Consider the following 25255-nt stretch of genomic DNA (forward strand, 5'->3'; position numbering starts at 1 on the left):
AATTGAACCCTTTCCTCTTCCCATCATATCGGATAAAATAAGATGAAAATACGATCCTGTTCACATTGTTTTTATACTATTTGAACCTGAGGTGAGGATCGATGCCCTCTTTTTCCTACCTTCATTACGCCCCCGTCCCGCTCCCTTTTTTCCTGGAATGCGGAACTGCCGTATACCGGCCGGGCGACCAGCATCCGAATAGAGCGAATCTCGGCGTGTTCGACCTGCTGCTTGTTGAGAAGGGCCGTTTGTTCATCGGAGAAGAAGAAACCGCTTGGGAGCTAGCGCCAGGGGATATGCTCATTCTTAGACCGGACCGGTATCATTACTCGGCAGCCCCATGCGCAGAAGATACGACGTTTCATTGGCTTCACTACCAATCCGCGGGAAGCTGGACGGAGTCGGAGGCCGATCCGAGTCAAGACGCAGGTTTCCTTCCGGAGCCTGGGGATAGCCGCGAATATCATCCCGAGCCGTCACATGTGATCAGCGTTCCCAAGCATTGGACCCTGCCTGTGCCTTCAGAAGGCTATGAGCTGTTTGGCAAGCTGAACGCCATGTCCGCCGAGAAGCGGTCCCACGCCTTTTGGGAGCGGCAGCTGCTGTTTCTCCGGCTGCTAAGATTGGCGGACGAGGGACAGCGCATGGAAAGCCTGACTCCGGCAAGAATCGTCGCCGAACAAGCGGAAGCCTACATCAAGCAGCATTTTCGAGAGGATGTGACCAATGCGTCTATTGGCGAAGCGCTGCATTTTCACCCGAACTACATCACCCGGTGCATGAAGACCGTGTATCAATGTACGCCGATGGAGTTTTTGCAGCACTACCGGCTGGAACAGGCCAAGCTGCTTCTTCTTACGACGGATCTACCGGTTTCGGCCATTGCCGATCGGTCGGGTTTTCATTATGCCGCTTACTTCTCGCGCTGTTTTACGGATAAAATCGGAGTATCTCCGCTGCAATACAGGAAACGGTTCCATGTGTGAACTTTCTGACAATTTCGACATCTTTCGCTACAGCTATGATATAATGAAGGTGTGAAAGCAACCATTCATCCGGCAATTCTACTCGCATCTAACTAGTCGCAATCCAATCTTATCAAGCAACGATCGTATCCTTATCGGAGGTGGTTTCCATGTTATTTTCCAACATTCTAGTAGCGTACGACGGATCGGACTTATCGAAGAAAGCGTTGACCAAAGCGGTCGAGATCGTCAAGGAGACCTCGTCTCACCACGATACCGCGCCCAAGCTGGATGTTCTGCATATTGTCCAGGACGTATCCTATGTCATGGGAACTGCGGTCACGATCGATCCCAAGCTGATCCAAGCCGTCGTCGATGAAGCGCGGCAGCTGGTTCCGGCCGAAGTCGAAGCCGAGTTTCTCGTCGAGTACGGACAGCCCGCTCTAACGATTCTTAAGCACGCCGACGACAAAGGCAGCGACTTGATCCTGATGGGCAGCCGCGGTCTCGGACCGATTCGCGAGCTGTTTCTCGGCAGCGTCAGCCATAACGTTGTGCAAAACGCCAAGGTTCCCGTACTTATCGTGAAATAATAATAAATGGGAAATAGCCAAAAAAGCACTACATCGCATTCGCGGTGTAGTGCTCTTCCTTTTATACGGCCCGCTGCTGAAGAACCTTCCAAATCAAATCAACGATTCAGCGCGTTGTGAACTGCCTCAGCCCAAATTTGCTCGTAATCACTCTCAAAATCGTATCCCATCACCATGAAATTGCCGATATTGTCGATAACGACCGTCAGCAGCTGCGCTTTGGCCGCAATTCGCTCCCCAGACACCACCCCAAGCTCCACGCCTTGCTGCAATAGATCCTGGAAGCCTGTGACGAACCCTTTCGTAATAGCTTGAATACGCTCGCGATATGTGTCATTGCGCAAGCATAGTGTTAGAAACTCGTTGACAACACGGGAGAAATGGGGATTTTCCTGATGCTCCTTAATCATGTGGAAACCGTCCTCGAGCAGCTTATCTCGAAAATTGTGCTCCGTATAATCGGAAACGGCGAAGCTTTTCGCAAAGCCCATCTCTTTGCACAGCTCCTCGAACAATACATCAATCAGCACATCTTTGGAAGTAAAATAATAATAAATGGCCGGTTTGGATATGCCCACTTCCCGTGCAATCATCGACATGCTTGTATGATCAAGCCCATGCTCCGCTATCAGCTTATAGGCCGTGTCCACGATTCTTCCGTATGTTTCCTCACTCATGGTCATGACTCCTTCGTTTGCTGAGCTGTCAATCCGCTGTGGGGCGATCCATTGTTATCGTCAATACCCTCCAGCCGGAAACACATTGCAGCCTTATGCTGTTCATTTCGCTCCCGCCCATTTAAAATCCTTTAAGTTCAATCATTTTATTGCTTGAACACTTCATTATCCTTCTAATCGTCACGTTGCAGCTATAGCCAAACCCAATCCACCGGATTCGCGGACGGCAAAAAAAGCACGGTCACCGTTCCGCCGGTGCCGTGCTTCCTCTTGCCCGCCAGCTGCGGGCGTCTATGACCCTGCTGCATAGCCGGTCTATTAATTTGTGCTCGTGGCTTATGACCACGATGCCGATATTGCGCTTGCGAGCCGTGTCGAGCACCGCGTGCCAAATTTGCGCTTGCGTGATCGCATCGAGCATCGCGGTCATCTCGTCCGCGATAAGATAGCGCGTCCCGGGACCGAGCGCCCGCGCCACGCAAAAGCGCTGCAGCTCCCCGCCGGACAGCTCGTTCGGCCAGCGGGTGAGCCAATCGCGCTCGATGCCGAGCGCTGCAAGCAGCTCGGCATCGGGCTCCGCGCCCTCGCGCAGCATCCGGTCCATCTTCCAGCGCGGATTGACCGCTTTCTCCGGGTGCTGGAAGACGAGCTGCACCGGATGAATGCCTTTAGGCCGCAGCGGTCGGCCGTCCATCAGCACCGAGCCCTCACGGGGCTGCTCGTAGCCGGCCAGAATACGGCCGAACGACGTTTTGCCGCAGCCGCTCGGGCCGGTCAGCCCGACGATCTCGCCCGGCTCCAGCGTCAGATCGACGCCGCGGAACAGCCACTCGCCCTTCTCGTGGCCAAAGCCGATATTTCGTGCCTCAAGTCGCATGGATACACCTCACCCTTCCGCCCCGCAGCTCCTGCATGGCGGGCATTGCTGCGCCGCAGCCGTCCGTTGCATTCGCGCAGCGCGGCGCGAACAGACAGCCGGGAGGCAGCGCGTCCGGGTGCGGCTGAAAGCCCTGGATCGGCGCAAAATCGTTCTGCGGCAGCGCTCTCCACAGCGCACGCGAATACGGATGCCGCAGCGAGGAGCCGCTCCCGGCGAAATCGCCTGCCTGCGCTACCTCCACCGTCGTTCCCGCATAGAACACGGCTACTTTGTCCGCGACGGCAAGCGCCGATTCAATGTCATGCGTGATCAGCATGACCGCGCAGCCGCCGTCCGCCAGCTCGCGTAAGCCGTCGAGCGCCTCCTGCACCACGGCCGGATCGAGGCCTGGCGTCGGTTCGTCGGCAATGATCAGCCGCGCGCCGCCTACCGTTGCGGTGGATACCAGCACTCGCCGGGCCATGCCGCCGGACAGCTCGAACGGATATTTGCGCTCCGTGTCCGGGGCGAGCCGAAACCGTTCGAAGGCCGCCCTTTGCTTGGCCGCCGCATCGCCCTCGCGCACGGACGAGCGAACCTGCGCTCCGACCCGCATCAGCGGATCGAGGAAGGTGACGGATTGCGGCACCAGGGCGATGTCCCGTCCCCGCCATGCGGCCGCCCGCTCCGCCGTCAGCTCCTCTCCGTTATAGCGGATGCTCCCGGTCATTACGGCATTCGAAGGAAGAATGCCCAGCACCGCATGCGCGAGCAGACTTTTGCCCGAGCCGCTGGAGCCGACAACCGCCACGATTTCCCCTGCCTGAATCGTCAAATGAAGATCGTGAATGACCCGGACCGTGCGCTGCTTCAGCCCCCCGGTATACTGCGTAAAGGATACGGAGAGGCCGTCTACTTCCAATGCGTTCATGTTCCTTCCGCCTCCCTGTTCAACAAGTTCCATTCTATGTTTGAATGCCGCTTACTCATGAGCCTTGTGCGGATCTAGCAGCGCCTGCAGGTTGCTGCCCAGCACGTCGAATGCTCGAACGATAAGCAGCAGGCAAATGCCCGGGAAAAACGCCAGCCACCACATGCCCGTCGACAAATACCGCATCGACTCGGACAAAATAACCCCTATCGCCGGCTGGTGGGGCGACAGGCCCATGCCTAGAAACGTAATGGCCGCTTCATGCAAGATGGCATGGGGAAAAATGAGCAGCAGCCCCACTACAAATTGGGGGGTCAGATGAGGCAGCAAATGCCGGGTTGCGATCCACCACCTGGACTTGCCCAAATGCCTCGATAGCTGCACATAATCGGCGGATCGCAGCTGCATCACCTCTGCACGGATGACACGCGATAGGCTCGGCCAGTGGGTCAACGCAATCCCGATAATGACGCCCTTGGCCCCGCCGCCCAATACGAACGCTATCAAGATGAGCGTAACAAGGTGGGGGACGCTGAGGAACAGATCGATCAGCCAGCTGATCGCCCGGTCTACGGCTTTGCCCATCGTAGCTGCCGCCAACCCGAGAGCCATAGCAATGATCACACTGGCGGCTGCGGCGGTCATCCCAACGCCGATACTAAGGACAAGCCCTTTCAGCGTCCGGATGAACATATCTCTCCCGAGCCAGTCGGTGCCGAACGGATGGTCCCATGACGGAGCCTGGTTGCGGATTTCCAAGTGCGAGTTGATGCTTTCGCTGCTTGTTAGAAGCCCTCCCAGGAGAATTGATACCAGGAGAGCCGCAGCCAGCATCGTCATCGCTGCCGTCCGCCGTCTTCGATTCAATCGTATCATACAGCCCGCCCCTCTCTGACTCTCGGATCGACAATCCGATACAGGAGATCGGCGAGCAGGTTGCCTGTAAATACGAACACGGCGCTGAATAATACAAGCCCCATCAGTAAGGGCACGTCTCCGCGAAGACCCGCCTCTACGGTTGCTTGCCCGAGTCCAGGGTAGGAGAACACCTGCTCAGCCAGCACCGCGCCACCGAACAGCTCGCTGAACGAGGCGAACTGCAGCGTAATTGCCGGCAGAGCCACATTGCGAAGGCCGTGGCGCCAGAACAGGCCGAATCTTTTCTCTCCTCTAGCTCTCGCAAATAAAATATAGTCGCTCGATAATATCGCTACCAGCTTCTCCCGCGTATGCAAGGCGATGGTCGAAATCCCGATAACGCTTAGCGTCAATGCCGGCAAAATCATATGAACCAGCCGATCCTGCCAGGTCACTTCCTCCGCCAGCACCCCGATGGGAACGCCCATCCCGATCGGGAACCAGCCGAGCCATACCGCGAACACGATGAGCAGCAGCAGCCCCATCCAGAAGGTCGGTGTCGAAGCGAGCATATAGCAGTACCATTTGATCGCTTTGTCGACCCAGCGGTCTTTGTTCATGGCGGCAACGGCTCCCGCCGTGAACCCTATCAGCCCCGACAGCAGCCACGCGGCGCTCATCAGCACTACAGAGCTGACGAACCGTTCGGCTATCACTTCCGTTACCGGGCGGCGAAAGATCATCGACGTGCCCATATCTCCCTGCGCCATCGAAGCTATCCATTTCAGGAAGCGCTCGGCCGGCGGACGGTCCAGCCCCCAGTGCGCGGCGATTTGCGCGCGCTGCTCCGGGGATACCTTCATCGCATCGGCACCGATATAGGCCTGCACCGGATCGATCGGGGACTGGCTGACGAGCAGAAACGAAACGCAGCTGATGGCCGCAAGCAGCAGAATCAGCCTGAGCGCTTTCTGCATAAAAAACTTCAGCAAGCTTCGGAACATGCTAACGAACCCCGCTTCCTATTCATTCCGCCATTTCCACTCTTCAATATTGTCCGTAACCGGCCAGCCGTGTCCGTGCGGATGAATGCGCTGCTTCCCGATATCCAGATTGTCCTTTACCAAATACAAATGGTCGATATTAACGAGCCATGCCCACGGCGCATCCCCTTTGGCGCTCAAGCCGGTCGTGCCGTCCCATTGGGCTTTTTTCCAAAACTCCATTGCATCCTTCGTATTGGTAGCTCTTAATGCCTTGTTCATATAGTCGTCAACCGCCGGGTTATTGTAATACCCTGGATTGTAATATTCCACACCTGCGTACTTGCTGTTATATATATTGTACATTTCCGTCGGATCGTTGCTTCCCCATCCCAGCAGGACGGCGCTGGAATACATCAGGTTTTTGATTTCATCGAAGCTCTTGCCGTCCACCTTAATGTTAATCCCTATGGATTTGATCTTGTCCGCTACCGCAATCGCTAGAGATTGCCGTGTCACGTCATTGGACGGGTACAGCAGCGTGAACTCCGCCTTAAGCGCGCCTTTATCCAAAATGCCGTCGCCATTCGTGTCTTTCCAGCCAGCGTCGGCGAGCATTTTTTTCGCTGATTCCGGATCCGCATCCGGTACTACAGAGCTCGGGTTGTACCAAGGCAAGCCGTCATTGACCGTAAACGCAGGCGTGCCGTGTCCTTCCAATACGCCCTGCACGAGAGCTTTGCGGTCGAGCGCCGTATTAATCGCCTTGCGGATCGCGATATCCGATGTTACGTCGTTCCCGATAGGGAACCCGTCCTTCGTTTTGCCTCCGGATTTCACATACGGGAATACAATGCCGCGGTTATCTACCGTACGAACGGCTTCCAGCCTCATGCCGGGCACCTGCTGCTTACTGAATGCCGCAGGAATGTAGGAGACATCCACCTTACCCGCTTTGGCCGCCGCGAACGCCGCATCCTCCGTCAAGAACAAGAAGGTCAGCTTCTTGAAGTACGGCTTTGTACCGTAATAATCCGGATTCGCTTCGACGATGAGCTGCTGACCCTTATCCCACTGCACGAGCTTGTAAGGCCCGCTCCCGAGCGGCTTTTGGCTGTAATCCTTGCCATGGGCGTGCTTCGGCACGATTCCTGTCGCCAGCATCATTTGGAGAAACGTCGATTGCGGCTCCTTCAGCGTAAATTTGACGGTGGTGTCATTGACGGCGTCGACGCTTTTCATATTGCTCAAATCAATCGCCGATCCGCTGCCTGCCGCCGTTTCGTAAGTGTACTTGACGTCTGCCGCCGTTAACGGATTGCCGTCGGTAAACTTCACATCCTTGCGAATATTGACCGTCCAGAGCAAGCCGTCCGCGCTTAGTTCATAGCCGGTTGCCAGATCGTTAACGACGCTCATTTTGTCATCGTATTTGAAAAGCGTACTTTGAAATAACGGGGAACCGTAACGTCCCCAGCCCGTCGTTGGATCGAAGCCTCCCTCCGGCTCTGCGCCGACCGCTACAACCAGCTGGTCTTTTTCTTTGGCTGCGTTTGCACTTTCTTTTGGCGTTTGCGAGCATCCTGCCGCTATCACGGATACGATGAGCGCCAACAGGATGGTTAAGCGAATGGAACTTTGCTTCAGCATGCTCTCTCCCCTATTCTTTCCTTATCCTAAGCTTTTTTTATGAAAGATTCTCCAGTAACACGAATTATTGAAATTGTAGCACACATCCCTTGTACCGTCATCCTTTAATTGAAACTTTTTCTGACATCACCCTAACATATTCTCCTTTGTTCAATTAAGGCCATCGGGAGTGGAAGAGGACAAACCGTTCGGAGCCCTGCATGCATCATGTCAGATGATCCCAGGAGCTGCTTCTCTTGGATCGATATCGAGCCGCAATGCCGAGGTGTGACACTGCTGCAGCGAAAGGGTAAACCTTATTAAGTGGAATAAACAGGCACTGGATAGGAGAGGTTATTACGAGCGGGTATTTTTTCACGGTTATCCTTTTATCTACTACACGTTAAAAGAGGTGTTTGCTATGTTCTCTCACATTTTGGTAGCTTATGACGGCTCCGATCAGTCCAAAAAAGCGCTGACCTATATTCCGCATTTGGCCGGAAACGATACGGAGATCGAGGTGCTCCATGTGTACCAAAACCCGGTTGTCATTATCGGCGAAGCTGTCATCAGCACCCCCATGCTGCAAAAAAACTACTACGAGCACGAGCAGGCGGTCGAAGATGAGCTGCGGGAGCTTATAGCCGATATCCCCCGGTGCAGATCCACGATCCTTACGGGCCGTCCCGCCCAAACGATTATAGAGTATTCCCTGAAAAACGGTGTCGATCTGATCGTCATCGGCAGCAGAGGACATACGGCTATTGACGAGTTGTTCCTCGGCAGCACCAGCCATCATGTCGTGCAGCATTCCCAAATTCCCGTGCTTATTGTGAAATAACGAGGCGGAGGGCTTCGTTGCGGGGAGTATTTGCTGATCCAAAAATTCAGACGGTTAAAACACCTTCCTAACTTTGTAACCATGTCGGCTGATATGGCTATAGTCGTGGAGGTGTTTTTGTGTTGATTAAAATGGAAGAAAGGCTTACTTGTCAGATGCTTTTATTAAAATAACAGGCTGATAATTCAATTTATCAAAGAAAAAGACATTACCACAAGCACGTCCTGTAAAGGAAGCCGTTGATAATGCCCGATCAAATTGCAAAGTCCTGTTTGCCTATACAGCGACAACAATCTATGAATTGCCATTATCCGTCACTGTACCGCCTTCCGCTTCTCTTTCCATATTTGCTCCATGACGATCGCAATGATGGTACCGAGAATGAGCCCGTTGCCGAACACATAGCGGAACACCGAAGGCATCGTTTCAAAAACGGATGCCGGCAAAATCATCGAGCCGCTGCCGATTAACAACGTAATACCGAGGATGTATGTTCTTCGCTGATCCAGCGTGTCCTTGGCGATGGATTGCAGTCCTACGCCGACCAGATTGACGAAGGACGCCATGACGGAGGCGTAAGCTACCGGACTCGGCAGCAGCGCCATCAGACGGATCAGAATGGGCACGAAGGCTACGCCTGCCATGAGGATACACGCGATGAGAAAAGGACGCAGCTTCGTCTGCCCGGTCATGCGTACGAAGCCTACGGCGCTCGAAAGCGGGACGGTTCCGACGGTAGAAAACAGCGCGGACAGCAGCTGAATGACCCCTCCGACCGCCCCGCTCCGGCTCACGGCCTTCGGATCCGGTTCCTCTTCGCCGCCCGAGGAATCCGGCATCACCTGCTTCATCGCTGCGATGCTGGCTATTGTATTCGACACGAGAATCAAGGCGATGATGGCTGAAGAAATGACGATCCCCGTGTCCCAACGGGGTGCTCCCCATGCGAATAGCTGCGGCATGCCGATACTGGCGTCAGCCCCCATCCCAGAGCCTTTGCCAAGGGCGTAGTACAGGATGCATCCCAGTATGATGCCGATGAATACCGCATAATTTTTGACCCAGCCTCTGCCTTTAATCGATAAAAAGAGAATCAGAACAAAGACGTCGATCGATACAATGGCTGTAACCGCGTCCACATGCGGCTGGTCGGCGCTTAGTCCGAGCATCCCCTGCAAAAAGACGCCTCCCAGCTGCAGCCCGAGCAGCAGCAAATACGAGCCGGTTACAAGAGGCGTAAACAGAGACATCATTCTCGCCGTAAGCCCGGTCACGACAAACAGGAGCAGCATGACGCCTGCGGTAATCATGCCCGTCTCCAATACTTGCAGCGTATTATAGGCTCCTCCGACGCTTTGCTTCGCAACCTCGGCTCCCAATATAGCAAAAACCCCGAGCCAGGTTCCTGCAGGCCCATCCGGCACGGGCAGACGATGGCCAAGCCACCCTTGCAAAAACGAGCCCAGTCCGGCTACAAGAAACGTCCGCTGCATAAGGGATACTACTTCATCGGAGGGCAGATGGTAAATTTGTCCGATAACAATCGGCAGCGTAACCGCATTGGCCAATAAAAAAACGAGCCATTGCAAGGCCCCTATCCCCTCGTTCCAGCCTAGATGCTGACGCTCTTGCTTCCCTTGCTGGAACTTGCTTTCCTTGCTTTTCTTTCATCTCCAACCTAATACATCTCCAATATCCGTTTGCTTTCATTTATTGCGGCTGTCTATCTTTAGCATGTCCCTGCCTCATTTGGATCATTACGTGCGCGAGCGATCAAGCGGCGATAACCAAAAAGGCTGGAGGAAACCTACACAGGCTTCTGATCAGCTGGTTTGGCACGGTATTTGTCTCGATAATCACCGTCGTTGCTTGCGCCAGCGCAAAGACTAGAAGCCCGAGATGCCGATAAAAATTCCTTACGTTTACATGATGTTCTCATTATGAAAAATGCCTTAGCCATTTAAGCTGCTGCCATACGCTGTGCGTGACACGTTCGCTTAAGAAAGCAAAGTCGTGTCTCGTGTCAGGGTCATGCGGGCCTGGAAGCGATCACTTGATATCATCGCCAGGCTCCAATCCCTGTATCTGATGCGCTGCTATGCCGGGCCGAATCGTTCGGCCCGATGCCTTGCGCCATCGATTCACGGGCTTTTGCAGCTATGGATGCCGCGGTGTTCTGGTTTTATTAGTCTGACGGACCCGCTTGTCCTGCAGGAGGAGACACTCCAGCTATTGGCCTGCAGAACTCGTTTCGAATGCTTTGACCTCCTGCCATGTCGGCATTCCTTCCTGAGCGCCGAACTTCGTTACAGCCAATGCAGATACATGACCCGCGAACTGCGCCGCCTCGTACAAGCTGCTGCCTGAAGCCAGCGCATACGCAAGCCCTGCATTGAAGGCATCGCCTGCTCCCGTCGTATCTACGACAGGGACTTTATGCGCCTCAATTATTTTCATTTGTTCCCCTTGACGCTTGCATGCAGAGCCTCTGCTTCCCAATGTCGTAACTACGCTAGCCGGTCCCATTGCGAGCAAGGTATCCATCGCTACCTGCAGCCCCTGCTTCGAGGTATCGACCTTCGTCAGCAGCTCCAGCTCGGATAAGTTCGGGGTAATACAGTCCACGTTACGCAGCAGCTCTGCCGGAAGCTGGCGGGCCGGTGCCGGATTCAAAATGACCATTTTCCCGTGCTTCTTGGCTACCTCCGCCGCATAAATCACCGTCTCCAAAGGAATCTCCAGCTGCAGCAGCAGTACATCGGCTTCTTCGATCACCTGCTCGATTTGCTGAATATCTTGGGGCAAGCAGAGCGCATTGGCACCGGGTACGACAACGATGACATTATCGGAAGGGGTGAGCGTTATGGAAGCTACCCCTGTCGGTGCCTGGTCAATGCGTTTGACGCCGTCGACGGCGACATGATTGCTTTGCAGCGATTCCAGCAAGGAGCGGCCGAACGAGTCGGTGCCGACAGCGCCGATCATCGTCGTCCGCGCCCCCAGACGGGAAGCGGCTACCGCTTGATTCGCTCCTTTGCCGCCGGGGATAAAATGGGCTTCCTCTCCTGTTATCGTCTCCCCTGCTTGCGGAAACCGGGATACCTTCACGACGATGTCCATATTCAAACTCCCGATCACCACAATATTCGGTTGTACCATACGCTCATTTCCTTTCTGTAGATCCTCTTGGAATTAGCCTCACATCGAATTCATGAACCCTGTTATTCTCGGATGTCCCTTCGATCTTCTTGATCAGCAGCCGGGTAGCGAGCATCCCGATGTCGTAGATCGGCTGGGCGATCGTCGTCATCTCCGGCTCGGTTATCGTCGTAAGATGAATGCCGTCAAAGCCGCAGAGCGCGATCTGATCGGGCACCCGAATGCCCATTTGATGCAGCTTCTTCATGACGCCCAATGCCATCAGGTCATTGCCTGCAAAAATACCGTCCACATCCGGATGCCGGCTCATCAGCAGCTCGACAGCCCGCTTCCCGCCTTCAATGCTGAAATCGCCCTCAACCAGCAGGCTCGGGGTAAACCAGTCGAAATGCTTGACCGAATCCTCGTACCCCATCAGACGCTCTCGTGCCGTAGCAATTTCCTGCGGTCCGTAAATATGGGCGATTTTGCTGCAGCCTACATCGAGCAGATGCTGCACGGCGATTTGCGCTCCCTCAAAGTTTTTCGAACGGACGACCGGGCAGTCGACCTGCACCGGAGCGCGGTCCAGCACGACGAACGGAATGTTTTCCTTATTCATCAGCTCGACGTCCTCCGCCTTCAGGGAATGGGATGAGAACAAAATCCCGTCAATATACCGCTGCTTCAAAATATGGATATATTCCTTCTCCTTGTTGGCTTCGCTGTCCGAATTGCACAGAATGACCGTGTATCCGTACGTCCGGGCCACATCCTCGACAGCCCTTGCCAGCTCAGGGAAAAAGGGGTTCGAAATATCAGGCAGGATGAGCGCTATCGTCTCTGTCTTCCTGGTGGCAAGCCCGCGAGCCATGGCATTCGGTTCGTATTGGAGCTTGCGGATCGCCTCGTCCACCTTAACCTTCGTTCCATCATTCACGTAGCCGTTCTTATTTATTACGCGGGATACAGTAGCTACTGAAACCCCCGCCAATTTAGCGACATCCTTGATCGTTGCCACGGGCCACCTCCATATGTAACCGGTTAACCGGCACATGCCAAAGCCTTAATCGCACGCCATCATGTAAACCGTTACATAAGCAGGACCATAAGGTGTAAAGCTCAATAATGCAGTATTTATATGTAAAGCGAGCAATAACCCATAATCTCTATGATGTTATGTGTAACCGGTTACACATTGTGCAATTACATAGTAGTTTATAAGTCGAAACTTGTCAACAAAGAAACTATTGATAATTAGGCAAAAAAGACCGCTCAGCTTCTCGATAATGGAAAAGGAAGCTGAGCGGTTAAAATTCTAACGGCTGCCTTATAGCGATGAAATGCGGCTTGGTACGCGTTTGATTTTAAGGGGAATTATTACTGGTTTGGGCATGGAGAAGCTAAAATTGGAGATACAAGCTTTACGGTTTTTTTGCTGCAAGTAAAAACGCATGTCCCCTGGCGCCTCAGCTCGCGGGGCTATTGCTGGCTGTGAAGCTGCTTACCGACGGTCGCGGCATCTTCACCGGTCAGCAAGCCGATGAAGGTTAGCAGCATCTGCGACATCCATTTTTTCGGATGCAGGAGAAGCTGTAAATAAAAGCGCATGTCCGGATGAGAGAACGGAATCATGGCCAGGCTTCCCCGTGACAGTTCCTCCTCTACGGCGATGCGCGGGAGCAGCGCGATACCCAGGCCGCTCATCACGCAGTGCTTGATCGCCTCCAGGCTGCCCAGCTCGAAGCCGATCCGGTAGGCGACCGCATGGTCCTTCAGCACCTTCTCGAAGGTGCTGCGGTACAGGCAGCTGCCTTCGGACACGATCAGCTCGCAGCCGTCCAAATCATGGAGCCGGACGTCGCCCGCCGCCTCCGTCAGCGGATGGCCGGGGGGCGCGACCAGCACGAGCGGCTCCTCGCGCACCATAATACTGCGCAGCGAGACGTCGGCCGGAGCGCGGTCCAGCAGCAGGGCGACGTCGTAGTCGCCCTCCTTGACCTTGGCGACCAACGCCGCCTCACTGTCGGGCAGCAGCTGGATGCCGAGACCGGGGAACCGCTGCCTCAGCTGCTGCAAATACGGCGGCAAATAGTAGGCCGCCAGCGAATCGATGGTGCCGATCGTGACGGCACCGCTGACCTGGTTGCCAATCGATTCCTTCGATTGGTCGTACAGCTCAAGCATTTGCACCGCAAGCTTGAGCAATGCCTCGCCCGGCGGCGTGAGCCGGAGCTGCTTGCCGTACCGCTCGAACAGCGGGACGCCGTACTCGCGCTCCAGCTTCTGAATCTGCATCGTTACGCTCGACTGCGCGTAGCCGAGCTCCTCCGCCGCCCGCGTGAAGCTCTGCCTGCGCGCCACCTCGCGGAACGTGCGCATGTAGGTTAAATCCATCACCGTTCGCCTCCATCATCAAAATTATTGATGTACACTATCATTTATTATAGCTAACAGTGATAATGAAATCCATGCTACAGTTGATGTACGGCGGATCGTTCATCGCATAAGTTTCCTGCTTCGCGCCAGGTTTATCGCATTATGTCGGGTTTGCCGATTCAATTTCTTTCTCGCTTTGCCTTGCAGATGAAATCTTGGACTTCATTACAATTTCGTGTATCACACCGGAATCGCAATTTGCAACAATTTTATGTTCACGTAACGCGCTTCAGTGCAGCTTCCTGCTACACGTAACGCGCTAACTTTCCATCACAAAAAAAATCTTCAGGAGGTCATTCCTATGCTAACCGAACAGCAGCTTCAAGGCGTTTATGTCCCTATCGTCACCCCGTTTCACCCGAACGGAGAACCGGACCTGGAATCGTTCCATACGCTAGCGGTCCACTTGCTTAACAGCGGAATTCACGGTCTCGTCGTCAACGGAACGACCGGAGAGTCGCCTACCATTACCGCACAAGAAATGGGGGCACTGGCCGGTGCCGCCAAAGCAGCCATTGGCTCGGCGCCGATTCCGCTTGTGCTCGGCACGGGCACGAACGATACGACTTCCACTGTGAAAAAAACAGAGCAAGCAGGCAAGCTCGGAGCGGACGCCGTCCTTGTCGTCGTTCCATACTATAACAAACCTTCGCAGCAAGGGATCATAGCGCATTTTCAACGGGTCGCCGAGGTGGGGGTTCCGGTCATTTTATACGAAATTCCCGCTAGGACGGGAGTGGCGCTGAAGGTAGACACCGTTCGCACCATTTTGGATATGGATGGGGTTATCGGGATGAAGGATAGCTCGGGAGGCATTCAGCTCGTCTCGGAGCTGTCGCGCACCGGCTCGAAGCCCGTGCTGTGCGGCGAGGATGCTTATCTATTCGCATCGCTCTGCTGCGGTGCCCGTGGCGGCATGCTCGCCTCCGCTCACATCCGCACCGAGCGGTTCGTGCAGCTGTACCACCGCTTCACGGAAGGCCGTGTGAGTGAAGCCAAGGAGCAATTCGACGAACTGCTGCCGCTCATCTGGCTGCTGTTCGCCGAGCCGAACCCCGCTCCGCTCAAATGGCTTCTCGCGGAGCAAGGGATCCTGGCCAGCGGCACGCTCCGCTTGCCGATGACGCCTATCGGCGCGAAGCTGCAGCAGCAGCTTCAGCCTTATGCATGACGCGCCCGGCCGTCATGCAGGTCACTTCCGCGCCAGCAGCTCATGGCGCGTCTGCTTCGGGAGGACCCAAATCCGGTCCTCCCGGTTCAACACCTCGACGGGCGACTCGAAGAAGCTCGACAAGCTCGGTTCGGTCAGCACCTCGCTCACCCGCCCGGACGCGAATACCTCGCCCCGGCGCAGCAGCAGCGCATGCTGGAAGATCGGCAGAATCTCCTCCGTATGATGCGTCACATATAGCAGCGTCGGCGCATCCGGAGATTGAGCCAGCTGATCGATAGCTTCGAGCAGCGCCTCCCGCGAGAACAAATCGAGCCCATTGCACGGCTCGTCCAAGATCAGCAGCTTCGGCGAGCTCATGAGCGCCCGGGCGATCAGCAGCTTCTGCTTTTCCCCCTGGGAGCACGTCTGGTACTGCCGCCCTTTCAAATGCATGCAGCGCATCTGCTCCATCAGCTGCATCGCCCGCTCCCAGTCCTGCTCGTCCGGCTTTTCGTACAAGCCGATGGTCGCGTACTTGCCGCTCACGACGATTTGCTCCGCCTTGTCGGTTGGGTACAATTTTTCCTGCAGCGACAAGCTCACCCAGCCGATCGACATCCGCAGCTCGCGCAGATCAACCTCCCCGTAGGCATGCCCCAGCACGGATACTTTACCGGTCGTCGGCCAAATATATCCGTTCACGATATTGAGCATCGTCGTTTTGCCGGAGCCGTTCAGACCGAGAATCGCCCAATGCTCCCGGGGACGAACCTGCCAATCGATACCTCGCAGCAGTTCGTTTTGTTCCCGCCGGTACGTTATGTTTTGCAAATCGATCATGTATTTCATGTTGGTTTCCTCCCCACTCGTCTTAACTATATCTGATCATCTGATGTTTAAATAGCATACCATACCGGGGACTTTTTCGGCTAGACCTTCTTAGGATGGAATCCCCTTTTTCCGCCGCAGCCCTAGCCCTGTTCTCTCCTTTGGCGTGATGCTAACTAGCTTCGTACCTGCGACCCGCTACCGTTGAACTGTGTCCTTCCACATCAGTCGGAAGCCAAAAGCTCCGCTTTCATCTTACTCCCCGTTCCAATCCGGATGAAACTGTGCGCTCGCCAAATCGAGACGGCCCTCCTCGTCCACCTCAACCCCTTCATTTTGCAAAAGAACCGTCTGCAAAAACCGGGACTCGTCATCCTGAATCGCGATTTCCCCCTTGGCATTGACTACCCGATGCCATGGCAAACCGTGCTTTTTGCTCGATGAATGCAAAATCCTTACGACCTGCCTCGCCGCTCTGCGGCTTCCGGCCAGCTCTGCGATTTGCCCGTACGTCATGACCCGGCCTTCCGGTATTCCTTTTATAATCCCGATAACCTGCTTCGTAAATGGTGTCAACGTATTCATCCGCCTCTTTAATCCTTTGCAAGCTCCTTTTGGAAATCCCGAAAACTACCGGCCCCGACATGCCCGCGATTGACAGCCTCCCACAAGTACAAACACGCGACTGTACGGTAAGGCTTCCATTGGTTGCTGTAATGCTCCAGCGACGTCGGGCTGCTCCCCGTCTCCCCTTCATACAGCCAATGAGCCGAGCGGCGAAGCCCTGCGTCCCCTAGAGACAGCACATCCTCCCGGCCAAGGAAAAAAATCAAAAACATCTCGGCCGTCCAACGCCCGATCCCTTTCACCTTCATTAACCGGTCCAAAACTTCCTCATTACTCATGCCGTTCATGGACTGAAAATCGAGTTCATTTTGCTTGACCATTTGCGCGAGCCCTTTAATATAAAAGATCTTGGGTCTGGACACACCAGCGGTACGCAAATCATCTTCTTGAGCCGCAAGCATCGAATCGGCTGTAATCCCGCGGTTCTGCTCAACGCGCCGGCATATAGTATCTGCGGCCTTGACGGAAAGCTGCTGCCCGATAAGCGATTTTGCCAAAAACTCAAAGCCATCCGTACGCTCCTGCACTTTTATTGACCCGATGACTTCGGCCAGCTCGGCAAACCTGGGATCCATGAGACTCAGCTGCCGGACCCTTGACTCCTTAGGATGCAGATCGAACGTATAGTTCATTGCGCTTCCACCTTCCCAACCGTATTTTTGCTCCCGTTCTTAAAAGCAATCCTAGTCAAGCCCAAGAGCTATTTTCTCTATTATATTAGTCGTCACAATCGTGTATCAAGAGCTTGACCTTAACGTAATTTTATTTATAGAAAAAACTTCTTGCAAAAACTAATATCATTAGTTATTATAAAACTAACGTTATTAGTTTTTGATTAGTCAAAAGGAGCATCCGTTATGTCGCCGAGAATCGGACTTGATTTACCTACAATTTTACAAGCAGCTGCGGAAATGGCCGACACTCATGGCATCGAAGAAGTTACCTTGGCCTCCTTAGCGCAAAAGTTAAATATTCGCTCCCCCTCTCTATACAATCACGTCCACGGACTTCCCGGGCTTCGCACCAAGCTTGCCGTCTACGGATTGGAGCAGCTTCTCAGCGTTACTACCCAAGCGGCGGTCGGTCGTTCAGGTGATGATGCCGTTCGTGCGATAGGAGCAGCGTACGTAGCCTTCGCCCGCTCCCATCCCGGCCTGTATGATGCCACGCTTCGGGCTCCGGATCCAAATGATCCTGATGTGCAGCGAGTCGGCAGCGATATTGTCAATCTTGCTATCCGCGTGCTGAACGCGTACGATCTGCAGGGCGATGCTGCAATTCATGCCGTGCGCGGGCTGCGCAGCATTCTTCACGGCTTCGCGTCCTTGGAGCAGCGGGGCGGCTTTGGCATCCCTCTTGATCTCGACGTTAGCCTGCGTCTGCTTATCGATACGTTTATCGCAGGTATTCAGACGATGAAGCAAGGCGGTAGGGAGCTTCCCACCCAAGAAAAATAAGGAGTGAGCGACACATGAGCTTTTTGCTGTTCGTGATTCTTTTTACCGCTGGATGCGGATGGTTGGATGCAAAGACTCGTTCGATGAAACGAAAGGAAGGGATGTAAGATGTTCGCTGGCCATTTCGGATTAGCCGCCGTTGTGAAGGCCAAGACGCCGGAAGTGCCTCTCTGGGCACTCATGTTGGGTACCCAGCTGCTTGATGTCGCGTTCGTCCCGCTCTTCTTGTCGGGGGTGGAAACGATTGAGCCCGTTGAAGGCAGCCAAGGCTACGGGGGAAGCGTCATCCACGCCGATTACACGCACTCCTTGGTAGGAGCCTTACTTATTACGCTGCTCGCCGGATTGCTGGCAAGACGATTTTGGGGCAAGCGCAGCGGTTTTGTGATCGGGGCGGTCGTCTTTAGCCACTGGCTTCTTGATCTGATCGTGCACCGCATGGACCTCCCTCTGCTGCCCGGCAACCTTGGCAATCTGCCGCTGCTCGGCTTCGGTTTGTGGCAGTTTCCGGGTGTCAGCATGGTGCTGGAGCTTGTTTTGGTAGGTGCGGGCTTCCTTCTGTATGCGCGGTCGCTGTTGAAGAACACCCATGGCAAAATGAAATCATGGGCACTTACGGCTAGCGGGGCTATGGGAGTGCTGCTTTTATTATCGCTGGTTACCGATGTGCTTGGGGTTGGGTGAAATTTAAGGTAAAAACCCAGGCCGATATCAAATCATATCGACCTGGTTTTGATATATTTTTCAAGACTCATGTGAAGTAGTACGTTATTCTTTCGATTTTTCTACAGAGAAGGCATAATTGAGCACTAGTGATGGCTAACCTTCTGGTTACCTTTAAGTTTCTTGTTTTAAAATTATCCACCTTTCTTAAGATTTTAGAATTATCAATCGACTAGCCGCCGTTTAAGATAAATTTATTCCATTATTATTAAACAGGTGGTGAAGGTATGAAAATAAAAAGCTTTTGCGCAGTGATCATGAGCCTCATAATGCTGGCGGGTTGCAAGAGCGGTGCGGAACTGGAACCCGGGCAAACTGCATCGACCGACCCTTCCACAAATACGATTCAGGAGCAGTCGTCTTCCTCCGAAAACGAACTGCTGATCTACACGGTATGGCCGCAATTTTATATTAAGGAAGAAACTTGGCAGCAGCATATCGGTCAACACCTTGCCAAGAAGTTCCCTGATGTCAAGTTTAAGCATATTCAATGGGATAATCCGGGACGGCAATTTAAAGACCTGCTTGCAGCGGGTACCGTCCCCGATATTGTCATCGATGATTCCGCCCGCAACACATACCGGGAGGTCCGCAGGTATAATTTGCAGTATGACATGAGCGAGTTGGTCAAGAAGTACAACTTCGATACAAGCAAATTAAACCAAGCGATGCTGCAGCAATCGGTTAACTCATCAGATGGAAAGCTTTATTCGCTGCCATACAGCTCTGCCGAATGGGTGCTGGTGTATAACAAGGACATCTTCGATAAATTCGGCGTCAATTACCCTAAGCCGGGAATGACTTGGGATGAAGCCTATGATTTGGCCAAAAAGCTAACGCAGCAGGACGGGGACGTGACTTATAAGGGTTTCCAAGTTAATCCTTCCCATTACATGATGTGGAACCAGCTGTCGGAGCCCTCACTTGATCCTAATGACAATAAAGCCACTCTATCATCGGATAATTGGACCAAAATCACCAATAACATTAGGCGTTTTTATGATATACCCGGCAATCAGTTGGTCAAAACGAATGCTTTCGCCCAAGGGTCGATAGCTATGGCCATCGATACGGTCGATATCGTTACCAGATGGGCCAACGAGAACAAGAACCTGAACTGGGATTTCACCTCTGTTCCGGTGTTTCCGGAAGCCCCCAAATCCAAATTTCAGCCTCAAAGCACAGCCATGTTCATCACGAACCAGTCCAAGCATAAAGACCTTGCGTTCCAAGTGATCTCGTATATTTTATCGCCGGAAATGCAAATGAGGCTTTCCCGGCAAGGGTTGATGACCCCTTCAACGGATCCTTCGGTTCATCAGGCGTTCGGGCAAGACCTGCGGGAATTCCAGGGCAAGAACGTACAATCGATTTTTGCGTTGGAGAATGCCATGTCACCTTCCCGCAAACCGGGGTTAGCCTACATCTTTACGCATAATCAAATCGATTATGTGTGGAAGCCCTTAATTTTGCAGGAATCCAAAGACACCGTCACGGCGCTGCGAATGGCTAACGAGCTTGCCAATAAAGCAATTGCCAATACTAGAGCCGCAGAAGAAAAAGGAGGCTACAGCGAGGATCAATAACTGCGGATGAGCTTGCTTGCAGCTCAAGAATACCATAAGTTCAAACGCGGCTGCCTTTGCTGGCAGCCTCTTTCTGATTTCGGAGTTCCTTCGGAGCCAGTCATGCTTTTTTCAGCAGGTTCCCCAGCGAATTGTAGCCAAACGTTTCTACTGCATAGACCCTATTTCCGCTTCCATCCAGCTCCAAAGGAGTCCTTTTCTGACAAGTCGGTTCATTGCATCGTATTTCAATAGCATAGCAAATCGTATTTATCAAAAGCGTTGGTTTGCCCTAAATTGTTTGTTCGATTTTTTCAATTAATACCCAATTGATCCCTTCTTCTAGCTCAATATCTATTTCCTCTAGAAGCTTGAATCCTTCTTGTGCAATTCCTTCATCCATTCCGTATAATTCAAAATACCTCTCTTTGAACTGCGCGTACCAGAAGTATGCGCTGTAATAAATAATTGATTTTTCTAGAGAAAGTGAACCAACATTTCTCTTTATGCAGGTATAATACGCTCGCAGCTCATTTAATCTATCATCATCATAATTAGCAATGCAAAAGACCTGCATATTCTCATCAGAAATATAACTTTTTAATTCGTCTTCATTTAAAATTCTCATATCCACCGACCGGCTATCCTTTATTCAAACTATAAGAACAAATTTTAACACTGTTTACCTATGTTTTTTAGTGAATGCAACAAATCATCTTCTATCCATAATTTTTGCGGTTGCTTATTTCCTGTAAATCCTTCGCATATACCAAACTATTAGGAGAACAATCCCAACAATAATAGTTACCGTTGGATAGATAAATGGAAAAAAGAGGCTAGGCATGACATAAGCAATGTCGGATTTATATCCAATAAATGATGATGACTGAGATGATGCTTGGACCAGTTTCACTCCTAACAAGTACTTTCCACGATCACGATATGTAAATTGTTCTTCAGTTAGTCGGCCATCTTTATCCAAGTATAATATGTTCCATTTTTTGGCTCTGTGTATCCCCTCTTGTCCAATTGCCAGCATGTCTTCGGATTATAGCTATTGTTTCTTCATTACTTTTTTTATCAGTAACTTTTATTATATTTAGCCACGACAAGTAGTTGCTGAATTTTGTTATGTTTGGAAACAACCATGCTTCTGTTGGTGAGGATACTTCTTTTCCATTCACTCGAATGACGATTTTCATAATGTGTTTAGCTTCTTTGTCAAACTTGTTTAACACTGACTTTGGAGCTTCAATGCCAGTATCTTCAGTAAGTACTTCAATAATATTTTTGTTCCAGAAAATTGGCTTAGAAGGGTCATGTGCAAACGTGTTTGTTTTATCCGATTGATTATTTATGTTAATCATCTGATCTAATTGATATTTCGAATTGATGTATGCTTCCAATACACTCTCGCGAACCAGCAAGAACATCGGATAAACAGAAAACAAAATGAGTAAAATGCCGCTAACCGCTAGCAATGTGCCTCTTCTTTTTGACAACTGCAGCCACGTCCTAATCCAATACTTTCTTTTTTCTTTTTAATAACGTCACATAACTCATGATCGTGATCGTTACAAAATAAATCGTTGATGCCACTAACCCTAATTTCACAACAAGCGAAGTTAGGAAATTTAAATATAAATTATAAAACCAAGCTAATGCTGCGCCTGCTAGCAAATATAAAATGTATGAAACCGCTAGTCTCATGATTAAACGGTCAGCTAGTTTTGCAGTAACTTTATCTAACAAAAAGGCTGCTGGTGCCCCTATAACAATAAACACAGGTATACTGAAATAACAAAAAGCAACTAATAAAGAACCAAAGTCAAAAAGAGAGCCTCTGTAAACAAAGTAAAAACTCATAGATAACACAAAACATATCGAGGCAATTATCGAAGCGAGCACGTACTTAATGCAATTCACCTACATTCTTGTATAGCCATCGAGGTTTTCACCGTTATTTATAATCGAAGTCAGATTTAAAAAACACAAAAAAACCAACACTATCGGGCGGCCCGGCTGCCATCCCTTTTCCATGCTGATGCATGATGTAAGGCTTAGGCCCGTGGCTTTGCGTCCCTGCCTTTCGACAGGTTTGCCTTTTTCTGTTCAGTCGGTTTTAGTCCCAAAAATGAGACAGTGTCTTTAATCCTAATATCCAATATTCTACATTTAGTAGAAATGTCCTGCATTATTTTGTAGCTTTTTCAAATCTATGTCGAAAGTTGTAGGACCTCACAGCACAAAAAAGCGCCCCAACCGTCTCGCGGTCAAAACGCTCCTCTTCCTTCCCCTTCTAAATCTCGTACAAAAAGAACGCATAATCCGTCGGAACGCCAGGGTGTCCCTGCTGTCTGAGCATCGCGGTAATATTGCCGCGGTGGTACGTTCCGTGATTGCTCAAATGCTGGATAATATCCGCATAGCTCGCTTTCATTACCCCATATGTCGGGTGAGGGTACTCCTTCAGCGCATCCAAATCCTTGTCGGAGTAAAACGTACGATACTTTTCAGCCACCTCATGGTACAGCGCTTGAATGCCGTCCAGGCTAATTCCCTCTGTCGCTTCCGTAACTTGCTTGTCCAGCGCCAATATTTGCTCGAACGTACCGCCGCTCATAATATGCAGCCATCTGCTATCGATCCGGTAGATATGGACCAGCGCCTCCGCAATCGATGGAAAAATACTTTGGATAACGGACCGGTACGTCTCCTCCGGCAAAGCTTTCAAATGATTGATAATTCTATCGTTGGCCCACACGTGATATTCGAGCAGTTGGAGTGCTTTATGGCTCATTCTATTTCCTCCTTAAGGATAACTTAGTTTCTAGACCGATCATACAGCACCTTGACTGACAAAACCGGTCAGTGAAGCTACATCGATTCGTAATGCTGGACCAGCGCCGACGAGATAGCGACCATTCTTTCTTTCAGCATGGCCGGCTCAATAATCCGAATCGATTTTCCATACGATAACAGTGTATAAGGCAAATACGAAACTATGGATCTCTCATCGAGCTGAAAATGCGCCGTCGTCGCCGTCCGCTCCACTAAGACATGACCGAGCAGCCAATGCAGACACAGATCGTTGATCGCCTGCTCATACCCTTCTACCCGGATCGACAGCATCGTTTCCGGATTATCCATATCCGGCAGCAGCGTGTTTAGGAAAAACTGCCGTGCAGAAAAATCCACCGGCCGCTCGAATGCCGCCCCTGTACGTGACAACGAACGGATTCGATCCACACGGAAGCTGCGAATTTCCCGGCGGAGATAGCAGTAGGCTACGATGTACCATTTTCCTTTCCAGTAGACGATGCCGTAAGGATCGATCTCGCGCTGCTCGGAAGGGGGATTTGCCTTCATATAGTCCATGAGGAGAGTGGCTCCATTGGCAACGGATAGCTCGAGTTCCTGAAGAAACGTTTCCAGGGAGCCATCGGACGGAGGATTGATGACATCGAAACCGACGGTATGCCGGTTGATCTGGTGCAGCTGCTCTTCGTTGGTGTACTTTTTCAGCTTGCCAATGGCACGGTTCAACGCTTCACCAAAAGGATACCCTGCCTCCTCGGCGAACACGGCTGCATGAATGAGCGCTTTTTGCTCGTTAATATCGAAAAAAAGCGGAGCTTCGTTAAACTGCCCCAGCAAGCTGTAGCCTCCGTTATGACCGGAATCGGCGATGATCGGCACACCGCTCGCGCACAGCGCATCGATATACCGGTAGACGGTCCGGATATTGATCTCCAGCTCTTCCGCAAGCTGTTTGGCGGTGATGCGTTTGCGGGTCTTCAGTAACCATAGTATGGAAAGCATATTGTCGGCTTTGGACATGGCTTACGATATTCCTTCCTTTTCGAATAGACTGGCACATAATTTCATTTTATTTCCAGTGATGAGATTATTCAATCGTTTTAGAGGGATTTCGAATGATTACGGGCTCTTTTGCAGCTGTGTGAAAAAAGCGACGACAAACTCGCGGAACCTGCGGACAGCCAATGAATCATAGCGCCCTTCCTTCCAAATAAGACTGATCGGACGCTGACACCGCGGTTCTTCGATAGGGATGGCGACCACCGTCGTATGATCCCAATATCTTAAGTTCAATGCTGTGCTGAACGAAATACCCAGTCCGGCTTTGACCAAGCTGCGCACCGAGGCCGGTTCATCAATTTCAAAGGCGATATCAGGCTGGATACCGGCTTGTTCGAAATAATAATCGGTCAGATCACGAATATTGCCGCCCTTCTTCAATTGGATGAACGTCTCGTCGGCCAGCTCGCTTAGCTGAACATGAGCCCGGTGAGCTAACCGGTGTCCGTGTGGAACGATAAGGACGATTTCGTCATTCATTAGCGGGACCCGCTGAAGACCCGGATGCTCTACCGGCATCGAGCTGATACAGAGATGAAGCTCTCCGCTTTGCAGCTGTTCGATCATCTCCTGCATAGGCAGCTGGTGGACACGGAATTTTACCTGCGGATACTCGCTGTGAAAAGCTTTCAGCATATCGCCCAGCACTTGCGTGGACATGACCCCGAGGGAGATATAGCCGTTCTCCGCTCCCGCCAGATCGCTTACTTCCTGCAGTCCCTCCCGGATGTTCAACAGCGCTTGATCGATATGCTTCAAAAAAGCCCTGCCAAAATGGTTCAGCCGGATTTGCCGCCCTTGGCGGTCGAACAACGGTACCCCAACCTCCGACTCCAGCTTCGCAATCGTCTGACTAAGTGCAGGCTGTGCGATGCGCAGCTCCTTGGCCGCACGCGTCATATGCTCGTGTCTGGCAACCGTCTGAAAATATTTCAGCTGCAGCAGCTCCATCCTTAACCCTCTCCCTGCTTCGACTCGTCCGTGAAAAGATAAAATAATTCATAAGTTCTAATGTATTAACAAATACTCCAAATTGTATTTTTTTATATAAGCGGTTAAGAGTAGTATAGACAATGGTGCCAAAAAAGTCACATTGCAAGGGGTTTTCTA

The 25255-nt window shown here is 51.9% G+C and carries 26 protein-coding genes and 1 riboswitch; of the genes, 7 read left to right on the top strand and 19 right to left on the bottom strand.

The genetic code is table 11. The features are described from left to right. Positions 1-101 precede the first annotated feature (101 nt). Both ACFQ88_RS33935 and ACFQ88_RS33940 read left to right on the top strand, forming a co-directional pair. Positions 102-986, top strand: a complete 885-nt coding sequence (locus tag ACFQ88_RS33935; protein WP_379461602.1) for a helix-turn-helix transcriptional regulator — start codon at positions 102-104, stop codon at positions 984-986. A 149-nt stretch (positions 987-1135) separates the two neighbouring features. Then, positions 1136-1558 (top strand): universal stress protein, encoded by a 423-nt coding sequence (locus ACFQ88_RS33940; RefSeq protein ID WP_379461604.1) that lies wholly within the window; start codon positions 1136-1138, stop codon positions 1556-1558. Positions 1559-1656: 98 nt separating this feature from the next. On the opposite strand, the gene ACFQ88_RS33945 is transcribed toward ACFQ88_RS33940, so the two are convergent. The 6 genes from ACFQ88_RS33945 to ACFQ88_RS33970 all read right to left on the bottom strand — a co-directional run bounded on the left by ACFQ88_RS33945 (position 1657) and on the right by ACFQ88_RS33970 (position 7516). Further along, entirely contained in the window at positions 1657-2235 is a 579-nt protein-coding gene (locus tag ACFQ88_RS33945) for a TetR/AcrR family transcriptional regulator (RefSeq protein ID WP_379461606.1), read from the bottom strand. Between the two features lie 241 nt (positions 2236-2476). Continuing rightward, the gene (locus ACFQ88_RS33950) at positions 2477-3112 is read right to left on the bottom strand and encodes an ABC transporter ATP-binding protein (RefSeq protein ID WP_379461608.1); all 636 of its coding nucleotides are present in this window, start codon (positions 3110-3112) and stop codon (positions 2477-2479) included. After that, positions 3102-4025 carry an ABC transporter ATP-binding protein gene (locus tag ACFQ88_RS33955; RefSeq protein ID WP_379461611.1) on the bottom strand — a complete coding sequence of 308 codons (924 nt, stop codon included), beginning with the start codon at positions 4023-4025 and terminating at the stop codon, positions 3102-3104. Before ACFQ88_RS33955 ends, ACFQ88_RS33950 begins: the two co-directional genes overlap by 11 nt. 51 nt (positions 4026-4076) lie before the next feature. Beyond that, the gene (locus ACFQ88_RS33960) at positions 4077-4901 is read right to left on the bottom strand and encodes an ABC transporter permease (RefSeq protein ID WP_379461613.1); all 825 of its coding nucleotides are present in this window, start codon (positions 4899-4901) and stop codon (positions 4077-4079) included. After that, entirely contained in the window at positions 4898-5887 is a 990-nt protein-coding gene (locus ACFQ88_RS33965; protein ID WP_379461615.1) for an ABC transporter permease, read from the bottom strand. The genes ACFQ88_RS33960 and ACFQ88_RS33965 overlap by 4 nt, the downstream gene beginning before the upstream one ends. Before the next feature lie 18 nt (positions 5888-5905). After that, complete coding sequence (locus ACFQ88_RS33970) at positions 5906-7516, bottom strand: ABC transporter substrate-binding protein (protein WP_379461617.1); 1611 nt, start codon at positions 7514-7516, stop codon at positions 5906-5908. A 400-nt stretch (positions 7517-7916) separates the two neighbouring features. Here ACFQ88_RS33970 and ACFQ88_RS33975 point away from each other — a divergent pair, with 400 nt between their 5' ends. After that, positions 7917-8336 carry a universal stress protein gene (locus ACFQ88_RS33975; RefSeq protein ID WP_239631073.1) on the top strand — a complete coding sequence of 140 codons (420 nt, stop codon included), beginning with the start codon at positions 7917-7919 and terminating at the stop codon, positions 8334-8336. 314 nt (positions 8337-8650) lie between these two features. On the opposite strand, the gene ACFQ88_RS33980 is transcribed toward ACFQ88_RS33975, so the two are convergent. The 4 genes from ACFQ88_RS33980 to ACFQ88_RS33995 all read right to left on the bottom strand — a co-directional run bounded on the left by ACFQ88_RS33980 (position 8651) and on the right by ACFQ88_RS33995 (position 13871). Further along, positions 8651-9925: a purine/pyrimidine permease gene (locus tag ACFQ88_RS33980; RefSeq protein ID WP_379461619.1), complete on the bottom strand. Its 1275-nt coding sequence runs from the start codon at positions 9923-9925 to the stop codon at positions 8651-8653. 640 nt (positions 9926-10565) lie between these two features. After that, positions 10566-11495 carry a ribokinase gene (rbsK, locus tag ACFQ88_RS33985; protein ID WP_379461621.1) on the bottom strand — a complete coding sequence of 310 codons (930 nt, stop codon included), beginning with the start codon at positions 11493-11495 and terminating at the stop codon, positions 10566-10568. Between the two features lie 4 nt (positions 11496-11499). Beyond that, entirely contained in the window at positions 11500-12495 is a 996-nt protein-coding gene (locus ACFQ88_RS33990; protein WP_379461623.1) for a LacI family DNA-binding transcriptional regulator, read from the bottom strand. Positions 12496-12956: 461 nt separating this feature from the next. Beyond that, on the bottom strand, positions 12957-13871 hold the full coding sequence (locus tag ACFQ88_RS33995; RefSeq protein ID WP_379461625.1) for a LysR family transcriptional regulator: 915 nt from the start codon (positions 13869-13871) through the stop codon (positions 12957-12959). Positions 13872-14214: 343 nt separating this feature from the next. Here ACFQ88_RS33995 and dapA point away from each other — a divergent pair, with 343 nt between their 5' ends. Then, entirely contained in the window at positions 14215-15084 is an 870-nt protein-coding gene (gene dapA / locus ACFQ88_RS34000; RefSeq protein WP_379461627.1) for a 4-hydroxy-tetrahydrodipicolinate synthase, read from the top strand. Between the two features lie 21 nt (positions 15085-15105). Here the strand turns inward: dapA and ACFQ88_RS34005 are convergent, their stop codons facing one another. The 3 genes from ACFQ88_RS34005 to ACFQ88_RS34015 all read right to left on the bottom strand — a co-directional run bounded on the left by ACFQ88_RS34005 (position 15106) and on the right by ACFQ88_RS34015 (position 17153). Next, the gene (locus ACFQ88_RS34005; RefSeq protein WP_379461629.1) at positions 15106-15915 is read right to left on the bottom strand and encodes an ABC transporter ATP-binding protein; all 810 of its coding nucleotides are present in this window, start codon (positions 15913-15915) and stop codon (positions 15106-15108) included. A 234-nt stretch (positions 15916-16149) separates the two neighbouring features. Further along, positions 16150-16470, bottom strand: coding sequence for an MGMT family protein (locus tag ACFQ88_RS34010; protein WP_379461663.1), 321 nt, complete (start codon positions 16468-16470; stop codon positions 16150-16152). A 17-nt stretch (positions 16471-16487) separates the two neighbouring features. Then, entirely contained in the window at positions 16488-17153 is a 666-nt protein-coding gene (locus ACFQ88_RS34015; protein WP_379461631.1) for a DNA-3-methyladenine glycosylase family protein, read from the bottom strand. Between the two features lie 225 nt (positions 17154-17378). Here ACFQ88_RS34015 and ACFQ88_RS34020 point away from each other — a divergent pair, with 225 nt between their 5' ends. The 3 genes from ACFQ88_RS34020 (at position 17379) to ACFQ88_RS34030 (ending at position 20287) form a co-directional block, all read left to right on the top strand. Next, positions 17379-17978: a TetR/AcrR family transcriptional regulator gene (locus ACFQ88_RS34020; protein WP_379461633.1), complete on the top strand. Its 600-nt coding sequence runs from the start codon at positions 17379-17381 to the stop codon at positions 17976-17978. A 108-nt stretch (positions 17979-18086) separates the two neighbouring features. Further along, on the top strand, positions 18087-18662 hold the full coding sequence (locus ACFQ88_RS34025; RefSeq protein WP_379461635.1) for a permease: 576 nt from the start codon (positions 18087-18089) through the stop codon (positions 18660-18662). 266 nt (positions 18663-18928) lie between these two features. Next, a complete protein-coding gene (locus ACFQ88_RS34030; RefSeq protein WP_379461637.1) occupies positions 18929-20287 on the top strand; it encodes an ABC transporter substrate-binding protein in 1359 nt (452 codons plus the stop codon). 271 nt (positions 20288-20558) lie between these two features. Here ACFQ88_RS34030 and ACFQ88_RS34035 read toward each other — a convergent pair whose 3' ends face one another. The 6 genes from ACFQ88_RS34035 to ACFQ88_RS34060 form a co-directional block, all read right to left on the bottom strand. Continuing rightward, on the bottom strand, positions 20559-20900 hold the full coding sequence (locus ACFQ88_RS34035) for a hypothetical protein (protein ID WP_379461639.1): 342 nt from the start codon (positions 20898-20900) through the stop codon (positions 20559-20561). Positions 20901-21240: 340 nt separating this feature from the next. Next, positions 21241-21768 (bottom strand): hypothetical protein, encoded by a 528-nt coding sequence (locus tag ACFQ88_RS34040; RefSeq protein ID WP_379461641.1) that lies wholly within the window; start codon positions 21766-21768, stop codon positions 21241-21243. 13 nt (positions 21769-21781) lie between these two features. Continuing rightward, the gene (locus tag ACFQ88_RS34045) at positions 21782-22174 is read right to left on the bottom strand and encodes a hypothetical protein (protein WP_379461643.1); all 393 of its coding nucleotides are present in this window, start codon (positions 22172-22174) and stop codon (positions 21782-21784) included. A gap of 101 nt (positions 22175-22275) precedes the next feature. Further along, positions 22276-22379: riboswitch (cyclic di-GMP riboswitch) on the bottom strand. A gap of 186 nt (positions 22380-22565) precedes the next feature. Continuing rightward, positions 22566-23066 carry a DinB family protein gene (locus tag ACFQ88_RS34050; RefSeq protein WP_239631058.1) on the bottom strand — a complete coding sequence of 167 codons (501 nt, stop codon included), beginning with the start codon at positions 23064-23066 and terminating at the stop codon, positions 22566-22568. A gap of 77 nt (positions 23067-23143) precedes the next feature. Further along, a complete protein-coding gene (locus tag ACFQ88_RS34055; RefSeq protein ID WP_239631057.1) occupies positions 23144-24106 on the bottom strand; it encodes a helix-turn-helix transcriptional regulator in 963 nt (320 codons plus the stop codon). Between the two features lie 99 nt (positions 24107-24205). After that, positions 24206-25096 carry a LysR family transcriptional regulator gene (locus ACFQ88_RS34060; RefSeq protein ID WP_379461646.1) on the bottom strand — a complete coding sequence of 297 codons (891 nt, stop codon included), beginning with the start codon at positions 25094-25096 and terminating at the stop codon, positions 24206-24208. Between the last annotated feature and the right edge of the window lie 159 nt (positions 25097-25255).

The organism is Paenibacillus sp. NPDC056579 (assembly GCF_042793215.1).
Classification (GTDB): Bacteria; Bacillota; Bacilli; order Paenibacillales; family NBRC-103111; genus Paenibacillus_S.